The sequence below is a fragment of the Methylobacterium sp. AMS5 genome, assembly GCF_001542815.1.
Taxonomy (GTDB): domain Bacteria; phylum Pseudomonadota; class Alphaproteobacteria; order Rhizobiales; family Beijerinckiaceae; genus Methylobacterium.
This window is the reverse complement of record NZ_CP006992.1, coordinates 3,308,714-3,324,771: the sequence shown is the minus strand read 5'-3', so window position 1 is coordinate 3,324,771 and position 16,058 is coordinate 3,308,714. Positions and strand designations below refer to the sequence as shown.

17 protein-coding genes are annotated in these 16,058 nt (G+C 70.2%); 9 read left to right on the top strand and 8 right to left on the bottom strand.

Translation table 11 applies throughout. The features are described 5' to 3' along the window. Window positions 1-53: 53 nt before the first annotated feature. Genes nrdR through Y590_RS14940 form a run of 3 tightly spaced genes read left to right on the top strand, consistent with a single transcriptional unit; the run spans window position 54 to window position 2,378 of the window. Entirely contained in the window at window positions 54-611 is a 558-nt protein-coding gene (nrdR, locus tag Y590_RS14950) for a transcriptional regulator NrdR (protein ID WP_060770554.1), read from the top strand. 50 nt (window positions 612-661) lie between these two features. Then, window positions 662-1,738 (top strand): bifunctional diaminohydroxyphosphoribosylaminopyrimidine deaminase/5-amino-6-(5-phosphoribosylamino)uracil reductase RibD, encoded by a 1,077-nt coding sequence (gene ribD / locus Y590_RS14945; RefSeq protein WP_201026792.1) that lies wholly within the window; start codon window positions 662-664, stop codon window positions 1,736-1,738. Window position 1,739: 1 nt separating this feature from the next. Next, window positions 1,740-2,378: a riboflavin synthase gene (locus Y590_RS14940; RefSeq protein WP_060770552.1), complete on the top strand. Its 639-nt coding sequence runs from the start codon at window positions 1,740-1,742 to the stop codon at window positions 2,376-2,378. 95 nt (window positions 2,379-2,473) lie between these two features. On the opposite strand, the gene Y590_RS14935 is transcribed toward Y590_RS14940, so the two are convergent. Continuing rightward, window positions 2,474-2,995 (bottom strand): hypothetical protein, encoded by a 522-nt coding sequence (locus Y590_RS14935; protein WP_060770551.1) that lies wholly within the window; start codon window positions 2,993-2,995, stop codon window positions 2,474-2,476. A gap of 293 nt (window positions 2,996-3,288) precedes the next feature. On the opposite strand from Y590_RS14935, the gene Y590_RS14930 reads away from it, so the two are divergent. Beyond that, window positions 3,289-4,509, top strand: a complete 1,221-nt coding sequence (locus tag Y590_RS14930; RefSeq protein ID WP_060770550.1) for a hypothetical protein — start codon at window positions 3,289-3,291, stop codon at window positions 4,507-4,509. Here the strand turns inward: Y590_RS14930 and Y590_RS14925 are convergent. Next, window positions 4,497-4,922: a GtrA family protein gene (locus Y590_RS14925; RefSeq protein ID WP_060770549.1), complete on the bottom strand. Its 426-nt coding sequence runs from the start codon at window positions 4,920-4,922 to the stop codon at window positions 4,497-4,499. The two genes, Y590_RS14930 and Y590_RS14925, sit on opposite strands and share 13 nt — an antisense overlap. Continuing rightward, window positions 4,922-6,448 carry a UbiA family prenyltransferase gene (locus Y590_RS14920; protein ID WP_060770548.1) on the bottom strand — a complete coding sequence of 509 codons (1,527 nt, stop codon included), beginning with the start codon at window positions 6,446-6,448 and terminating at the stop codon, window positions 4,922-4,924. The genes Y590_RS14925 and Y590_RS14920 overlap by 1 nt, the downstream gene beginning before the upstream one ends. Window positions 6,449-6,760: 312 nt before the next feature. On the opposite strand from Y590_RS14920, the gene ribH reads away from it, so the two are divergent. From ribH to Y590_RS14900, 4 genes are all read left to right on the top strand, one after another. Next, entirely contained in the window at window positions 6,761-7,294 is a 534-nt protein-coding gene (gene ribH / locus Y590_RS14915; protein ID WP_060770547.1) for a 6,7-dimethyl-8-ribityllumazine synthase, read from the top strand. Then, window positions 7,291-7,812, top strand: a complete 522-nt coding sequence (nusB, locus tag Y590_RS14910) for a transcription antitermination factor NusB (RefSeq protein ID WP_060770546.1) — start codon at window positions 7,291-7,293, stop codon at window positions 7,810-7,812. Before ribH ends, nusB begins: the two co-directional genes overlap by 4 nt. Window positions 7,813-7,817: 5 nt before the next feature. Next, the gene (thiL, locus tag Y590_RS14905; protein WP_060770545.1) at window positions 7,818-8,795 is read left to right on the top strand and encodes a thiamine-phosphate kinase; all 978 of its coding nucleotides are present in this window, start codon (window positions 7,818-7,820) and stop codon (window positions 8,793-8,795) included. 202 nt (window positions 8,796-8,997) lie between these two features. Beyond that, entirely contained in the window at window positions 8,998-9,213 is a 216-nt protein-coding gene (locus Y590_RS14900) for a hypothetical protein (RefSeq protein ID WP_060770544.1), read from the top strand. Between the two features lie 103 nt (window positions 9,214-9,316). Here the strand turns inward: Y590_RS14900 and Y590_RS14895 are convergent, their stop codons facing one another. From Y590_RS14895 to Y590_RS14885, 3 genes are all read right to left on the bottom strand, one after another. Beyond that, window positions 9,317-10,162 (bottom strand): SDR family oxidoreductase, encoded by an 846-nt coding sequence (locus Y590_RS14895; RefSeq protein WP_060770543.1) that lies wholly within the window; start codon window positions 10,160-10,162, stop codon window positions 9,317-9,319. A 17-nt stretch (window positions 10,163-10,179) separates the two neighbouring features. Then, complete coding sequence (locus Y590_RS14890) at window positions 10,180-10,359, bottom strand: DUF1328 domain-containing protein (RefSeq protein ID WP_056202595.1); 180 nt, start codon at window positions 10,357-10,359, stop codon at window positions 10,180-10,182. Between the two features lie 73 nt (window positions 10,360-10,432). Next, window positions 10,433-11,758 carry a chloride channel protein gene (locus Y590_RS14885; RefSeq protein ID WP_060770542.1) on the bottom strand — a complete coding sequence of 442 codons (1,326 nt, stop codon included), beginning with the start codon at window positions 11,756-11,758 and terminating at the stop codon, window positions 10,433-10,435. A gap of 312 nt (window positions 11,759-12,070) precedes the next feature. Here Y590_RS14885 and Y590_RS14880 point away from each other — a divergent pair, with 312 nt between their 5' ends. Further along, complete coding sequence (locus Y590_RS14880; RefSeq protein ID WP_060770541.1) at window positions 12,071-12,508, top strand: DUF3429 domain-containing protein; 438 nt, start codon at window positions 12,071-12,073, stop codon at window positions 12,506-12,508. Between the two features lie 274 nt (window positions 12,509-12,782). Here the strand turns inward: Y590_RS14880 and pdeM are convergent, their stop codons facing one another. Beyond that, complete coding sequence (gene pdeM / locus Y590_RS14875; protein ID WP_060770540.1) at window positions 12,783-13,496, bottom strand: ligase-associated DNA damage response endonuclease PdeM; 714 nt, start codon at window positions 13,494-13,496, stop codon at window positions 12,783-12,785. Window positions 13,497-13,539: 43 nt separating this feature from the next. After that, window positions 13,540-16,041, bottom strand: coding sequence for a ligase-associated DNA damage response DEXH box helicase (locus tag Y590_RS14870; RefSeq protein ID WP_060770539.1), 2,502 nt, complete (start codon window positions 16,039-16,041; stop codon window positions 13,540-13,542). Window positions 16,042-16,058: the final 17 nt, after the last annotated feature.

Below are 16,058 nucleotides of genomic sequence, written 5' to 3'. Positions count from 1 at the left end.
GGGCAGAGAGGGGCGGCTTTTATGAGCGTCCGGGACGAGGTGGTGAGCGCGCGATGCGGTGTCCGTTCTGCGGAGGTCCCGACACCCAGGTGAAGGATTCGCGGCCGAGCGAGGATTCCTCGGCGATCCGCCGCCGCCGCGTCTGCCCGGATTGCGGCGGACGCTTCACGACCTTCGAGCGGGTGCAGTTGCGCGAACTCGTCGTGCTCAAGCGCTCGGGCAAGCGCGTGCCGTTTGACCGCGACAAGCTCCAGCGCTCGATCGATGTGGCGCTTCGCAAGCGCACGGTCGATCCCGAGCGTGTGGAGCGCCTCGTCAACGGCATCACCCGGCGCCTGGAGAGCGGCGGCGAGGGCGAGGTCACCAGCGAGGCCATCGGCGAGGCGGTGATGGAGGGCCTGAAGGGGCTCGACGACGTCGCCTATGTCCGCTTCGCGTCGGTTTACAAGAATTTTCGCGAAGCGCAGGACTTCCAGGATCTGCTCGGCACCCTCGGTGAGCGGTTGGAGGGCGAAGGCGTCCTGCCCGAAGAGGGGGAGGCTGTGCCCGCCCCTCCCGACGAGCCAGTTGCCGCGCCGCGCCGCGGCCGTCCGGCCCGGAAGCGGGCGTGACGGGGCGAGCGGTGGACGTGTCCGTGCAGGAAGCCCTCGACCGGCGCGCCATGCGCCTCGCCCTCGCGCTGGGGCGGCGCAATCTCGGCCGGACCTGGCCGAATCCGAGCGTCGGCGCCGTCGTCGTGGCCGAGGGCCGTATCGTCGGTCAGGCGGTGACGGCGGTCGGCGGTCGCCCGCACGCGGAGCCCCTGGCGCTCGCCATGGCCGGCGAGGCCGCGCGCGGCGCCACGCTCTACGTCACCCTCGAACCCTGCTCGCATCACGGCCGCACGCCGCCTTGCACCGACGCGACGATCGCCGCCGGGATCGCCCGCGTGGTCACCGCGATCGAGGATCCCGATCCCCGCGTCGCCGGGCGCGGCCATGCGGGTTTGCGCGCGGCCGGGATCACGGTGGAAACCGGCCTGCTGCGCGAGGAGGCCGCCCGCGACCATCGCGGCCATTTCTCCCGCGTGATGCGCGGCCGCCCGAGCCTGCACCTCAAGCTCGCCCGGACCCGCGACGGGTTCGCGGCGCCTTCGACCGGCGAGCGGCTGAAGATCACCGGTCCGATCGCCGACGGGGCGGTGCATCTGTGGCGGGCCCATGCCGACGCGATCATGGTCGGCATCGGCACCGCCCGCGCCGACGACCCCTCGCTGACCGTGCGGCTGCCGGGGCTCGCCGAGCGCTCGCCGTTGCGGATCGTGCTCGACTCGACGCTGCGCCTCAACCCCGCGAGCCACCTCGTGCGTGGGGCCCGCGACCTGCCGACCCTGGTTCTCACTGGGCGCGGCGCCCCGGCCCATGCTCGGCGGATGCTCGCCTCCTTCGGTGTCGAGATCGCCTTCGTTTCGACCGACGCGCAGGGCCGCATTGATCTGCCCGCCGCGCTGAACGCGCTGGCGGAGCGCGGCCTGACCCGGATCTGCAGCGAGGGCGGGCCGGCGCTTGCCGACGCGCTCGCGGCGCACGATCTCATCGATGCCTGCACGCTCATCACCGGCCCCATGGTGCTGGGTGAGGCCGGCGGCTTGCCGGCACTCGGGGCGAACCTCGCCCGCCGCCTCGCCGACGGCTCCCTGAGCGTGATCGAGACCCGCGACTACGGCCCCGACACGGCGGTCACCTACGAGAGGATCTGACATGTTCACCGGACTCGTCAGCGATGTCGGCCGCGTCGTCTCGGTGGAGGGCTCGGAGCGCCTGCGCCGGATCGTGATCGAAAGCGCCTACGATCCTGCCGGTATCGCGCTCGGCGCCTCGATCGCCTGCTCCGGCCCCTGCCTCACCGCCGTCGCGGTGGAGCCGCATGGCGCGGGCTGCCGCTTTTCGGTCGATGCCGCCGCCGAGACCATCGCCCGCACCACCGTGGGCACGTGGCGCGAGGGCACGCGGCTCAACCTCGAACGCTCGCTCAAGCTCGGCGACGAACTCGGCGGCCACCTCGTCACCGGCCATGTCGACGGTATCGCCGAGATCCTCGCCCGCGAGACGGTGACGGGCGAGGACAATCCTTGGGGGGCGAGCGAGCGCTTCACCCTGCGGGCACCGGCCGCGCTTGCCGGCTTCATCGCGGAGAAGGGCTCGATCTGCCTCGACGGCACCTCGCTCACCGTCAACGCGGTCTCGGGCAGCGATTTCTCGGTGCTGCTGATCCCGCACAGCCTCTCGGTCACGACCTGGGAGGAGCGCCGCGAGGGGGATCGGATCAATCTGGAGGTCGATCTGCTGGCCCGCTACGCCGCGCGCCTCGCCGAGACGCGCGGGTTGTTGCCGGCGTAAGGAGCGGCCCCGCTTAGTGGCTCTCGCAAAACTCCCGCGGCGCCGTCCTCGCCAAAGCGAGAACGGTCAGAGATCGGGAGTTTCGTGAGGCACTCTTAACGGCCGTCGTAGGAGGCGGCGAGACTGTTCAGGATCTGGTTCGTCTCGGCGTCGTACTTCTTGTCGCCCTCCGGCGAGGCCCAGTAGCTCACGAGCAGATGGCGCTGGCTCTCGGCTTTCGGCACGACCGAGAGGTAGCGCAGCACCGTCGGTTTGCCCTCGTAGGTCGCCGGATATTCGGTGACCTTGAGGGCGTAGGTCGGGAAATCGACCTCCTTCGACTGGCCCTCGCCGGTGATCTTGACGCCTTGTTCCGTGAAGTAGGCGTTGTGCTCGCCGAGCAGGGCCTTGAACTGGGCCGGCTTGTAGCTCTCGAACCAGAGGTAGATTTCCTCGTCCGCGGTCCGCGCCTGGACGCCACGGTCGATCGTGGTCACCGTCCACGCGGCCGGGATGTCGACGGAGATCGGCCGATCTCCGGGGACGAGCGTGACCTTCTTGGCAACGGCGGCGCTGCCGGCCAGCAGAAAGAAGGCGAGTGCCGCGCCGGCCAAGAATTTCGGCGACCCGATCGTCATGAATATCCCCTCTCGGCCCGCCTCTTTGTGAGCGAGCCGGCTCTAGACTTGCCGTCGGTCCCGGCTATCGGCAATGCACGGCCGTCCCAAATCGACAGAAACCTTTTCCCCGAGACGGTGAGCCCCGGAAATCGTGCCGATGGGGGCCCGCACCGGGTGAACGCAGGATGCCTCTCCGGCTCGACAAGTTTTCGTGAGGAGGCTCGCCGGCCAATTCGTGAGGAAGACTTAACCCTTCCGATCGAATCTTCCGCGTCGATTCGGTTTCGTTTCGTGAAAGGGCGGTGGCCACCATGACGGTTACAGGACGCCGCGACAGGGTGCTGGCGGTGCTGACCGCACTGAGCGGTGCCCTTCTCCTCGCCCTCCTTCTGGGACGGGGCGCGCTGCGCGATGCCGGCTTCAACTCGCACGGGGCGCTGGCCGACGCGTTCCTGCACGGCCGGCTCTGGGTCGAGCGCTGCCCCGAGATCGATTGCGCCGTGTTCGAGGGGCGCACCTACATCATCTTTCCGCCCCTGCCGGCACTGCTGCTGACGCCGTTCGTCGCCCTGTTCGGCTTTCCCGGTTTCAAGGGCTTCGTGCTTCTGGGCCTGGGCCTGTCGGCCCTGAGCCTGCTCGCCTGGAGCCGCATCTTCCGCGCGCTGGAGGTCGAGCGCGGGCACGCGTTGTGGCTGCTTGCCGCGCTCGCCTTAGCCAGCCCGCTCTATCAGGTCACGCTGCGGTCGGACGGCGTCTGGTTCTTCTCCCAGACCGTCGGCTTCCTGATGATGACGTTGAGCCTGTGGGCGGTGATCTGCCGGAATTCGCTGCCGCTCGCCGGATTGTTCGTCGGCCTCGCTTTCCTGTGCCGGCAGATGGCGATCTTCTATCCGCTGTTCCTGCTGGTTCTGGCCCTGCCCCGCGGGCGCCCGCTGCTGGCGAACCCGGCCTCGGTGGCGAAATCCGCGATGCTGGCGGGGCTGCCGGTCGCGGCGGCCCTCGCCGTCTACTGCGCCTACAACGCCGCGCGCTTCGGAAGCCCGTTCGAGACCGGCTACGCCTTCATCCACAATCCCGGCCAGGACAGCTTCATCTGGCGGCGCATCACCGAGGGCGGCCTGTTCTCGCGCGACTACCTGCTGTTCAACACGCTCTACCTGTTCCTGCAGGGGATCCATTTCGAGTTCGGCGGCCCCCGGCTGACGGAACTGGTCGGCTTCGACAAGGCCGGCACGGCGCTCCTCGTGGCAAGCCCGTGGCTGCTGCTGGCCTTCTACGCGCGGCTCGACCGGGTCTTCGCCGCCGGGGCGGCGACCATCGCGGTCATCGCCGGGATCACCCTGTTCTACCACTCGAACGGCGCCGAGCAGATCGCGACCCAGCGCTACGCCCTCGACTGGCTGCCGATCCTGATCGTGCTGATGGTGCGCGGTGAACGCCCGCCGGCCTTCGCCGCCCTGCCGATCCTCGTCACCTGGGGGGTCGTCGCCAACCTTGCCGTGGTGACGCTGCTGACCCTCTACCGGCTCTGAGGCTGAGGCCGCAGGGTTGCGCCGAAGGTGAGAAGCCGGTGGCCGAGATAGTTCGCCACGGCGCCGACGGCGATGCCGACGCCGTGGCCGAGGGCTTGCGCCACGGCCGGGCTCAGATCCGGCAGCAGGCCGGTCAGGCCGTCGATCATCAGCGTGCTGACCGCGAGGACCACGGCCGCGCCGACGGCGTTGACCGCGAGGAACAGGGCGAGTTGCCCGCGCAGCGACCCGTGCGAGGCCGCCCGGAACACGAAGGCGCGGTAGAGCCAGAAGCCGGCAGCCATGCCGATGCCGTAGGCCACGATCAGGGCCGCCTCGAACGGTATCACCAACGAGAGCAGGATCCGCGCGAGCCAGTTGATCGCCGCCGCCGAGCCGCCCGCGATCAGGAACCGGACGACCTCGCTTCGCATCACAGCCCGAACTCTCCTGGGAGGAGGCCGGGCGGCAGGCCGAAGGCCGCCACCGCGAAGGCGAGACCGGCCATACCCGCGAGCACGAGGCTCGGGCGGTCCTTGACCGCGAAGGCGACCGGGTCGTCGTGGAGCGCGTCGCGGCCCGCCAGCAACCAGATCCGGCTCATGAACAGGACGAGGATCAGCGGGAAGCTCCACAGGGCCAGCGGCGCGGCGAGCACGGCGTGGCGGAACGCCTCGTTGGCGAGATACAGGATGAAGATGACGACGCTGGCGAGCCCCGAGGCGACGCCGAAGGCGAGCACCACCGGCTCGTCCGCCGGCTCATAGCCGCGCCCGGCGATGGTGCCGGCCTGGCCGCGCCGCGCGGCCCCGCGCAGCTCCGTGTGGCGCTTGGCGAAGGACAGCGAGGTGAACAGGAACATCGAGAAGGTCAGGAGCCAGGGCGACCACGCCACCGCGACCGCCGCGACGCCGACCGCGATGCGCAGCGAGAACAGGCTCCCGAGCGTCAGCGCATCGAGCATCGGCACCCGCTTGAGCCATGCGGAGTAGGTCAGCGTCAGGACGAGATAGGCGAGCACGCCGGTGAGCACCGCCGCCCCCGCCCAGGCCGCGACCGCCAGCCCGCCCACGAGGCCGAGCACCATCGCCGCCAGACCGGTGGCGATGGGAAGCCGGCCGCTCGCCAGGGGGCGCTCGCGCTTCGACCAGTGCGCCCGGTCGTGGGAGAGGTCGAGGAGGTCGTTCAGCAGGTAGCTCGCCGAGGCGACGAGGCCGAGCGCGAGGAAGGCCAGGCCTGCGCTCCCCCAGGCTAACGCGTCCCCGGCCCGGCCGCCGAGGACGAGCGGCACGAAGACCAGGGCATTCTTGGCCCATTGGTGCAGGCGCAGGGCCTTGAGCAGTGCGCGCGAACGCGAGGCGGCGGGAAATTCCTCGACCGGCTTGCCGAGCCGCCGCGCCGCGCGGAGTACGGAACCGGAGGCTCCCACGACGATCACCCGCCGTGCCGCGACCCAGACCGGAAGGTCGGCCCTGGCATCGCCCGCATAGTCGAAGCCCTGCGGGTAGAGCGCCCGGAGTTGCGCGGCCTTCGTCTCCCCCTTGAGGTTCCGCACCCCGTCGCTCGCCACCACCCGGTCGAAGACGGGAAAACGCCTCAGGGCGCGCAGAGCCATCAACTCGTCGGCGGCGGTGGCGAGCACGATCGCCTGGCCCGCCGCCTTCTGCGCCTCGATATGGGCGAGCAGCGCCGCGTTGACCGGCAAGGACGTGACGTCGAGCACGGCGCCTTCCGCGATGCGGCGCTTGAAGAAGGCGCGTCCCCGCGGCAGCCACAGCAGCATCACCAGCAGCATCAGCGGGTTGCGCCGCAGCAGCGCGATGATTCCTTCCAGGAGAAGGTCCGTGCGCAGCAGCGTGCCGTCGAGGTCGATCACCAGCGGCACCGGCCGCGGTGCCGAGGCCGCGTCCTCTGTCCGGGCCGGGGCCGTCTTTGCCCTTCGCGCCTGCGCCGTCGCCATGCTGGATAACTCCCGTTTCCAGTGCGGGATCGATGGTCGAGGGCCCGCAAATTTGCGTTCGACAGTCTATTGCCGGGATCGACTTCGGTCCGGTTAATAAGGGGCATCGCAGGTTGTGGCGGCGGTACTTCCGCCTGATTTGATTGATCAAACCTTTTCGATCCGGCGGAAAGGCGACGCTTCTCCGGGCCGGAACATGTGCCCCGGTCGTGCACCCGTCGCGCCCCGTGCCGCTTGTGGAGCCCGCGCCACTTGGGCTAACCCTCCGGCCCGCCCCGAACTTTCGTCAACTCGCCCCGGAACGACAGTCGCATGGTCTCCCAACGCCGGGACGCGGACGCGCCCAAGGACAGCCCCAAGGACAGCCCTGAGAGCATCCTCGAAAGCCTCGTCGGCACCCGCGTGCTGGTGGTCGAGGCGCGCTACTACGACGACATCGCCGACGAATTGCTGGCGGGTGCCCGCGCGGCGATCGAGGCGGTCGGCGCCGAGGCGCGGGTGTTCACGGTGCCGGGCGCCCTCGAGATCCCCGCCGCCATCGCGATCCTGATGGATGCCGGCCGCAAGGCCGGCGGCCCCTACGATGCGGCGGTGGCGCTTGGCTGCGTCATCCGCGGCGAGACCGGCCACTACGACATCGTCGCGGGCGAGAGCGCCCGCGCGCTGATGGACCTTTCCGTGGCCGAGCACCTGCCGCTCGGCAACGGCATCCTCACCGTGGAGACCATGGAGCAGGCGCTCGCCCGCGCCCGGGTCTCCGACATGAACAAGGGCGGCGGTGCAGCGGAGGCGGCCCTGAGCCTCCTCGCCATCAAGCGCGCCGCCAATCTGGAACCCGCCCGATGACAGACCCCGCCGCGACACCGGCCCAACCGAAGCCGAACGCCCGCACCGGCGCCCGCCTCGCCGTGGTGCAGGCGCTCTACGAGATGGAGATCTCGGACAAGGGCGTGATCGAGGCGCTGGCCGAGTTCGAGGCCTTCTGGATCGGTCAGGAGGTCGACGGTGTCGTCCACCCCCCGGCCGAGATCGCGTTCTTCCGCGACGTGCTCCGTGGTGCCGTGGAGGAACAGCGCGCCATCGACCCGAAGCTCGACACGGCGCTGGCGAAGGGCTGGCCGCTGCGCCGGCTGGAAGCGGTGCTGCGCGCCATCCTGCGGGCGGGCGCCTATGAGCTGATGTTCCGCCGCGACGTGCCGGCCCGCGCCGCGATCTCGCAATATGTCGAGGTCGCCTACAGCTTCTACGGCGGCGACGAGCCGGGCATGGTCAACGCCGTGCTCGACCGGGTCGGCCGCGAGGTGCGCTCCACCGAGTTCGGCATTCCGGCCGCTCCCGGCCCGGCGACGGCGAAGAAGGGCTGACCGGAATGGCGCGCGCGGGCGAGGAGGCGCTGATCGCGCGCTACTTCGCGCCGCTCAGCGGCCCCGGCGCCGAGGGCCTGCGCGACGACGCCGCGAGCCTGACGCCGACGCCCGGCCACGACCTCGTGGTGACCGCCGACGCCATCGTGGCCGGCGTGCATTACTTCCCCGATGACCCGCCCGGCTCCATCGCCAACAAGGCGCTCGGCGTAAACCTGTCGGATCTCGCCGCCAAGGGCGCCCGCCCGCGCGGCTTCCTCCTGACCCTCGCGCTGCCGGACGATTGGACCGAAGCGTGGCTCGCGGGTTTCGCCGAGGGACTCGGCGCGGCAAGCCATGCCCATGGCTGCCCGCTGCTGGGCGGTGACACCGTGCGCTCCGGCGGCCCGGCGCTGATCGGCGTGACCGCCTTCGGCGAGGTGCCGGCCGGCGGGATCCTGCGGCGGCAGGCGGCTCAGGCGGGCGACCGGCTCTGCGTCAGCGGCACCATCGGCGACGCGGCTTTGGGCCTCGCCCTGCGGCTGACGCCCGATCCCGCGCTGGCCCCCCTCCACCGCGATGCGCTCCTCGATCGCTACCTTCACCCGCGCCCGCGGCTGGCGCTCGGCCCCGTGCTGCGGCGCCACGCCCGCGCGGCCATGGACGTCTCGGACGGATTGGCGGGCGATCTGACGAAGATGTTCGCCGGCATCGGCCTGACCGCCCGGATCGACGTGCCGGCGGTGCCGCTCTCGCCGGCCGCGCAGGCGGCCATCTCCGGCGATGCCAGCCGACTCGATACGGCCCTGACCGGTGGGGACGATTACGAGATCCTCTGCGCGGTGCCGCCCGGCTCCGTGGGTGCGTTCCTGGCCGAGGCCCGGGCCGCCGGGATACCCGTTGCCGAGATCGGCACCGTGGAAGCCGGCGACGGACCGCCTCGCTTTCACGATGCGCACGGGCGCGAGATGGGCTTTGCGCGCGCCTCGTTCAGCCACTTCTGAAGCAGCATCTCCCCCTTGGCGGCCCGAAACGTTCAGTTCGAGATCACGGTTCTGTTCTGAATGCTATATTTCACGAAATCTGCACATCTGCACAATAATATAAGATTATAATATTTTTATAAATAGCTGAATTGTGCAGACGTATATTGCATCGACCTGAAAATGCTGCATTATATTTAGGTAACTAAGGGAGGTTTCAACGATGATGCATGTTTCCAAGCTCCTGATCGCTGCTGCCGTCGTTGCCGGGGCTGCGGCTCTGCCGACGATCGTACAGGCCGAAAGCGCCAAGGGGAGCAAAGCTCAACCTGCAAGCGCGGCGACGAACAATCCGTCGAGCGTCGATGAGTTCGAAGAGAACCGACGCGCCCACATGCAGAAGAGCAAGGAGAACAACGCGAAGAAGGGTGCCGAGTAAGAGTGCCGCACAAAACTCCCGGTCTCTGACCGTTCTCGCTCTGGCGACGACAGCGCGGCGAGAGTTTTGTGAGGGACACCACGGCGACCGAGCGGAAGCCGGGTCATCCCTCGATTCCGGTCTGGCGCCGGCTCAGGGCCCAGACCCGCTCCTGCAACGCCTCGTCCCGGCTGCGGGCGGACGAGGCGGTCTCGCGGCTCTTGGCGAAGTAGCGCCCGCTCACGCCGTCGAGTTCGGGCGCCGTGGCGACGTGGAGCGAGGTCTTGGCGCCGGCCTCGGTCGAGATCAGGAACGGGCGGATCAGGCTCCAGGCGAAGCCGAGCCCGCCCTTCGTGTTCTTGGCGAAATCGCTCGCCACGACGCCCGGATGCACCGCGTTGACGGTGATGCCGCTTCCGGCCAGCCGCCGGGCGAGCGCATAGGTGAACAGCACGTTGCCGAGCTTGGCCTGGGCATAGGCCTTCATCGCCGCGTAGCGGCGCTCGCCGCCGAGATTGTCGAAGTCGATGCGCCCGCGGGTATGGGCGGCGGAGGCGAGGTTGACGATGCGGGCGCGGGGCGCGGCTTCGAGCGGGCGACGCAGCTCGTGCGTCAGCAGCACGTAGGCGAGATGGTCGAGGGCCCAGGTTCGCTCGATCCCGTCGGCCGTGACGTGGCGCTCCGAGAAAATCGCGCCGGCATTGTTCACGAGGAGGTCGAGGGCGGGGTAGCGCGCCCGCACCTCGCTCGCCAAGCGGCGGATCTCGGCTTGGCTCGACAGGTCGGCGAGAAAGACGTCCGCCGCGCCGCCGGTCTCCCGGCGCAGATGCGCGGCGGCGCGTTCCGTACGCTCGCGGTCGCGCCCGACCAGGCCGACCCGCGCTCCAAGGCGGGCGAGCCCGAGGGCCGTCTCGGCGCCGATCCCGGAGGAGGCGCCGGTGACGAGGGCGGTGCGACCGTCGAGGCGCACGGGTCCGGGCCGGCGGCTCAGAACACTGCCTGACCGATGGCCAGCGCGATCACTACGATGACGATGGCGAGCACCAGGAACAGGCCGAACAGGATGCGGGCGATCGAACTCGCGCCGGAGGCGATGCCGGTGAAGCCGAGGCCGCCGGCGACGAGCGAGATAACGAAGGCGATAGCAGCCCACTTGAGAAGCGTCATGGCAGTTCACTCCGAAACAAAAGCGGAGCAGTAACGGCCAACGAGGTGGCGGCGTTCCGTCGCGGTCCGCGCTTTACGCGGGTCGTTCTCCGGCCGCCCGCCGCACCAGCACCTCCGCCAAGCTATGATAGAGGCCGCCGCGGCAGACCAGCTTCGAGACCGCATCCGCGACCAGCGCCGCGAGCATCAGCGGAATCATCATCGCGTGGTTCTGGGTCATCTCGGTGACGATGACGAAGGAGGTGATCGGCGCCTGAAGCACGCCGGTGAGGTAGGCGGTCATGCCGATCAGCACCAGCGCGCCGACGGGCACGTCCGGCAGGAACAGGCTCGCCTCCGCGCCCAGCCCGGCGCCGACGGCCAGCGATGGCGCGAACAGACCGCCGGGGATGCCGCTGATCGAGGACAGAACGGTCGCCAGGAATTTGAGCGGGGCGAAATCCCAGCGAGGGTCGTTGCCGGCATGGAGGAGCGCCCGCGCCTCCTCGTAGCCGGTGCCGTAGACGGTGCCGCCGGAGGCGAGCCCGCACAGGGCGACGCCGAGCCCGCACAGGCCGGCGAACACGACGGGACGGCGCCCGATCATCCCGCCCACCCGTCCCGGCAGGCCGCGACCGAACGCGATGACGATGCGGCTGAACAGGCCGCCCGCAAAGCCGCCCGCTACCCCGAGCAGCGGCACCGCGAGCCAGCCGGCGGCCAGCGAGAGCCGCGCGTCCGACGTGCCGAAATACGTGTAGTCGCCGAGGATCGCGAGCGAGGTCAGGCCGGCGGCGATGATGGTGGCGACGATCAGCGCGCTGCCGCGGCTGTCATAGGCCCGGCCGAGTTCCTCGATGCCGAAGACGATGCCGGCCAGCGGCGTGTTGAAGGCCGCCGCCACCCCGGCCGCGCCGCCCGCGAGCAGCAGGCCGCGCATCCGCTCCGGGCTCAAAGTTCCGAAGGCGGCCATGATCGCCGCGCCGACCTGCACGGTCGGCCCTTCGCGACCGATCGAGGCGCCGCACAGGAGCCCGAGGCACATCACGACGATCTTGCCCGCCGCGACCTTGAGCGAGACCAGCGCACGGCGCGCAGACCCGGCATCCAGCGCGCGGGCGGCGATCACCTGCGGGATGCCCGAGCCCTGCGCGTTCGGAAAGACGGTGCGGGCGAGCCATGCGGCGAGCGCGAAGCCGGCCGGGCACAGCAGAAGCGCCAGGGCCGGCCAGGCGCGGAGCCCGTGCCGGAAAAGCTCCTGCGCCGCATCGGCCGCCTTCGCCATCAGCACCGCGGCCAAGCCGACGCAGACGCCGCCCACCAGGAACAGGCTCCGCCTGCGCCAGGTCGTCCACGCATCGCCGGAGGCACCGCGCAGCCGCGACAGGGCTGGTCTCAGGTCCGTGGGTCGCAGCGGCATGGGGCGGATCACGCGAGGGATGGACCGTGGGATGGGCCGTGTCGCCCGCACCCTGGCGGCGAAATCGGCGCGGGGCCATCGCCGCGGCCCGATGATCCGGCGCGAAGGTCCCTTCCGGTGTGGAGAGTGAGGCCGGGCGCTGCAACAAATGGTCTCGGTTGCGGGATGGATGAGGATCTGCGCGTTTAGAATGCTTCATGACACCCCCGGCTGCCGGTGACCCATGCCGGGTCTCGAACGGCCGGCGGTCGACGCGGGCGAGGCGTGGATCCGGCAGACCCGGGCCACGCGGCAATCAGCCAGGGAGACGGCATGGGGCGGCTGACCACGGTACCCGCGAGCGCGGTCCTTCTCGGCATCGCGGGGCTGATTCCGTTCGTGGGTTTTGCGGCCCTTTCGGTCAGCGGCACGGATGTCGGGCTCGGCACCATCGGATTGTCGCCGCGCACCATCCTCTCGGCCTACGGCGCGGTGATCGCCTCGTTCCTCGGCGGTATCCGCTGGGGGGCGGCGGCGGCACGGGAGGCGGGCTGGCGCGATTACGGGCTCGCGATCGTGCCGTCGCTGCTCGCCTGGGCGGCGCTCGCCGCGCCGCCGCCCTGGGATCTCCGGATCCTCGGCGCGCTCGTGCTGCTGTGGGGCATCGTCGATCAGGATCTTCCCCGCCGCGGCATGGTCCCGGTCTGGATGGGCCGCCTGCGGCTCGCCCTGTCGGCGGTCGCCGGGGCGGCGCTGCTGGTGGCGGCGTAAGGGATCGCCCCGAACGCGGCCGCCGGCTCTCGGGGTGATGCACCGTGACTGTTTCAAAGGGCGTGGATCGACGTCTCGCTTTCCACCAGTTCGTAATTGGCGGGCATCTTGTCCAAGGTCGCAATGCTGATGTGAGGCCAGACAGCTCTCTCCGGGAACTCGTCCTCACGGGGTCTAACGAAATGCAGCATGACGACCTGTGAGTGTTGTGGCCCGGCTTCGGCTCGGGGAGCGATGAGCCCGTCATGTCAGCGAATCCGAACGGGCGTGCGCCTCAATCCCGCCCGAGCATGGTCCGGCCGATCGCGAACACGCGTCCGTCGCCGAGCAGGTAGGCCGTGAACCCCTCGGGGAAGAGCGGTTCGAAGGCGGCGTCGCGCACGTTGAGGCCGCCCGTGTAGGCGCCGAAGGCCGGCATGACGAGGCGATGTCCGTCGCCGACGAAACAGCGGCGGCGCACGGAGCGGCCGCGCATGGTGACCTTGCCGCAGGGGTGGAGATGGCCGGCGATCTCGCCCACCTCGGACCCCGCCAGCGGCTCGTGGCGCAGCGTCAGGCCGCCGACGGAAACCGTCTGGCAGTAGCGCCCACCGACGCCCTCGCTCACCGCCGCATCGTGGTTGCCGGCGATCCAGACCCAGTCGCGGCCTTCTTGAAGCGCGGCGATCATTGCCCGGTCGCCGGGCTCCATCCGCTCGGGGCCGCGGGCATCGTGGAAGGAATCGCCGAGCGCGACCACGCAGGCCGGATCGAGCCGCTGGATCACCTCGTGCAGAAGGCTCAGGGTCTCGCGGGTGTCGTAGGGCGGCAGGAACTGGCCGGAGCGGGCGGCAAACGACGAGCCCTTCTCCAGATGGAGGTCCGACACCACCAGGGTGCGGTGTTCAGGCAGCCACAGGGCGCCGGTGCGGTCGAGGCTCAAGGCCTCGCCGGCAAGCGCAAGGTCGGTGCCCTTCACGGTCTTCTCGAGTCTCTGGCCGAGTGCCAACGTAATCGTCCTCAGTGTCGCGCGGAGGAGGCGGCAGGCCGCGTCAGCCGAGCGCCTCTTGAAGAAGCTCGGCTTCGGCCTCAGCCAGGATCTCGTCGGCCCCCTCCCCGTAGACCCGCTCGCGCCCGATTTCGAGCATGACGGACACGGAGAGCGGCGAGACCCGGTCGAGCGCCCTGTGGGTGATTCGCCCCCGGATACGCCTCAGCATCATGCCGAGGCGGGTTACGTCGAGGAGTCCGGTTGCCGCATCCTGCCGCGCGGCGCGCAGGAGCAGGTGGTCGGGCTGGTGGCGGCGCAGCACGTCGTAGATCAGGTCGGTCGAGATCGTGACCTGCCGGCCGGTCTTCTTCTGGCCGGGAAAGCGCCGCTCGATCAACCCGGCGATGACCGCACATTGCCGGAAGGTGCGCTTCATCATCGCCGACTCGTCGAGCCAGGCCTCCAGGTCGTCGCCGAGCATGTCCTCGTCGAACAGGGCCTCCATGAAGTCCGGCGAGAGCGCGGCGCGCTCGCTCAGATCCCGCGTGCACCAGATGGCGATGCCGTAATCGTTGGCCGCGAACCCGAGCGGGCGCAGCCGGGCGCGTTCCAAACGGCGGGTTAGCAGCATGCCGAGCGTCTGGTGGGCGAGCCGCCCCTCGAACGGGAAGGCGGTGAGGTAGTGGCGCCCTGCGCGCGAAAACGTCTCGACCAGGAGGTCGCGCTCGCCGGGCAGGACCGAGTGGCGGCGCTGCTGCGCGAGGTAGTCCGAGAGCTGGCGCGGCAGGCGGTCCCACTCGAACGGGTCGGCGATGATCGCCCGCACCCGCGCGGCGAGGAAGGTCGAGAGCGGGAACTTCGAGCCGGCATAGGAGGGAATCGCCGGATCGGTGCCGGGGCCGGCGCGCGTGACGAGGCACTCGTCCTCGGCGAGCCCCTCGAAGCGCAGCACCTCGCCCGCGAACAGGAAGGTATCGCCGACGGTGAGCGTCTCGGCGAAATCCTCCTCGATCTCGCCGAGGGTCCGCCCGCCCTTCGGCAGCACGGTGCCGGGCTTGGCGCGCAGGCTGCGGGCCATCCGCACCTTGATGTGCGTCGACTCGACGATGGTGCCGATGTTCATGCGGTATTGCTGCGCCACCCGGGCGTCGCGCACCCTCCATTTCCCATCGGCCCCGCGCAGGATCTTGGCGAAGCGTTCGTAGGCGCGCAGCGCGTAGCCGCCGGTGGCGACGTAATCGACCACCGCCTCGAAATCCTCCCACGAGAGGGTGGCGTAGGGTGCCGCCGAGATGACCTCGTCGTAGAGTTCGAGCGGATCGAAGGCGTCGGCGCAGGCCATACCCAGCACATGCTGGGCGAGCACGTCGGGGGCGCCGAGGCGGGCGTCCGGCGTGTCCTGGGCCGCCTCCTCCACCGCGTCGAGGGCGGCCCGGCATTCCAGCATCTCGAAGCGGTTGCCGGGGACGAGATAAGCCTTCGACGGCTCGTCCATGCGGTGGTTGGCCCGGCCGATCCGCTGCATGATCCGGCTCGCGCCCTTCGGCGCGCCGAGATTGACCACGAGATCGACGTCGCCCCAGTCGATGCCGAGATCGAGCGTCGCGGTGCAGACGATGGCGCGCAACTGCCCCGCCGCCATCGCCGCCTCGACCCGGCGGCGCTGCGTGGCGTCGAGCGAGCCGTGATGCAGGGCGATCGGCAGCGTGTCGTCGTTGAGCCGCCACAGTTCCTGGAAGGTGTACTCGGCCTGGAGGCGGGTGTTGACGAAGACGAGCACCATGCGGTGCGCCCGGATCAGGTCGTAGATCGCCGGCATCGAGTGCCAGGCGGTGTGGCCGGCGAGCGGGAGCGTCCGGTTCACTTCGAGCATGTGCAGGTCGGGCTTGGCACCGCCCTTCACCACGACGAGGTCGGCCCGGCGGTCCTCGCCCGGCACCTGCCCGACGAGGTACTTTTGGAGTTCCTCCGGTTCGCGCACGGTGGCCGAGAGGCCGATGGCGCGGGCCTCCGGTGCCAGTCGGCGCACGCGGGCGAGCGCGAGGGAGAGGAGATCGCCGCGCTTCGAGGTGACGAGGGCGTGCAACTCGTCGAGCACGACCGTCTTCAGCCCGGCGAAGAAGACCTCCGCTTCCCGGTGGGCGAGCAGCAGCGAGAGCTGTTCGGGCGTGGTGAGCAGGATGTCGGGTGGGCGCTGGATCTGCCGCGCGCGCTTGTGCGCCGGGGTGTCGCCGGTGCGGGTCTCGACCGTGACGGGCAGTTCCATGCCTTCGATCGGCGCTTCGAGGTTGCGGGCGATGTCGACCGCGAGCGCCTTAAGCGGCGAGACGTAGAGGGTGTGCAGTCCCGTCTTCTTGCCCTTGGTCCCTTGCCGCTCGCTCAGCTCGACCAGGCTCGGCAGGAAGCCGGCCAGCGTCTTGCCCGCGCCCGTGGGGGCGACGAGCAGCGCCGAGCGTCCGGACCGGACGGTCGCGAGCAGTTCGAGCTGATGCGGGCGGGGTGACCAGCCGCGGGAGGCGAACCACGCGGAGAAGCGCGGCGGGAGGTCTGGGGGCGCTGGCACCCGGCTCAGGTAGGACG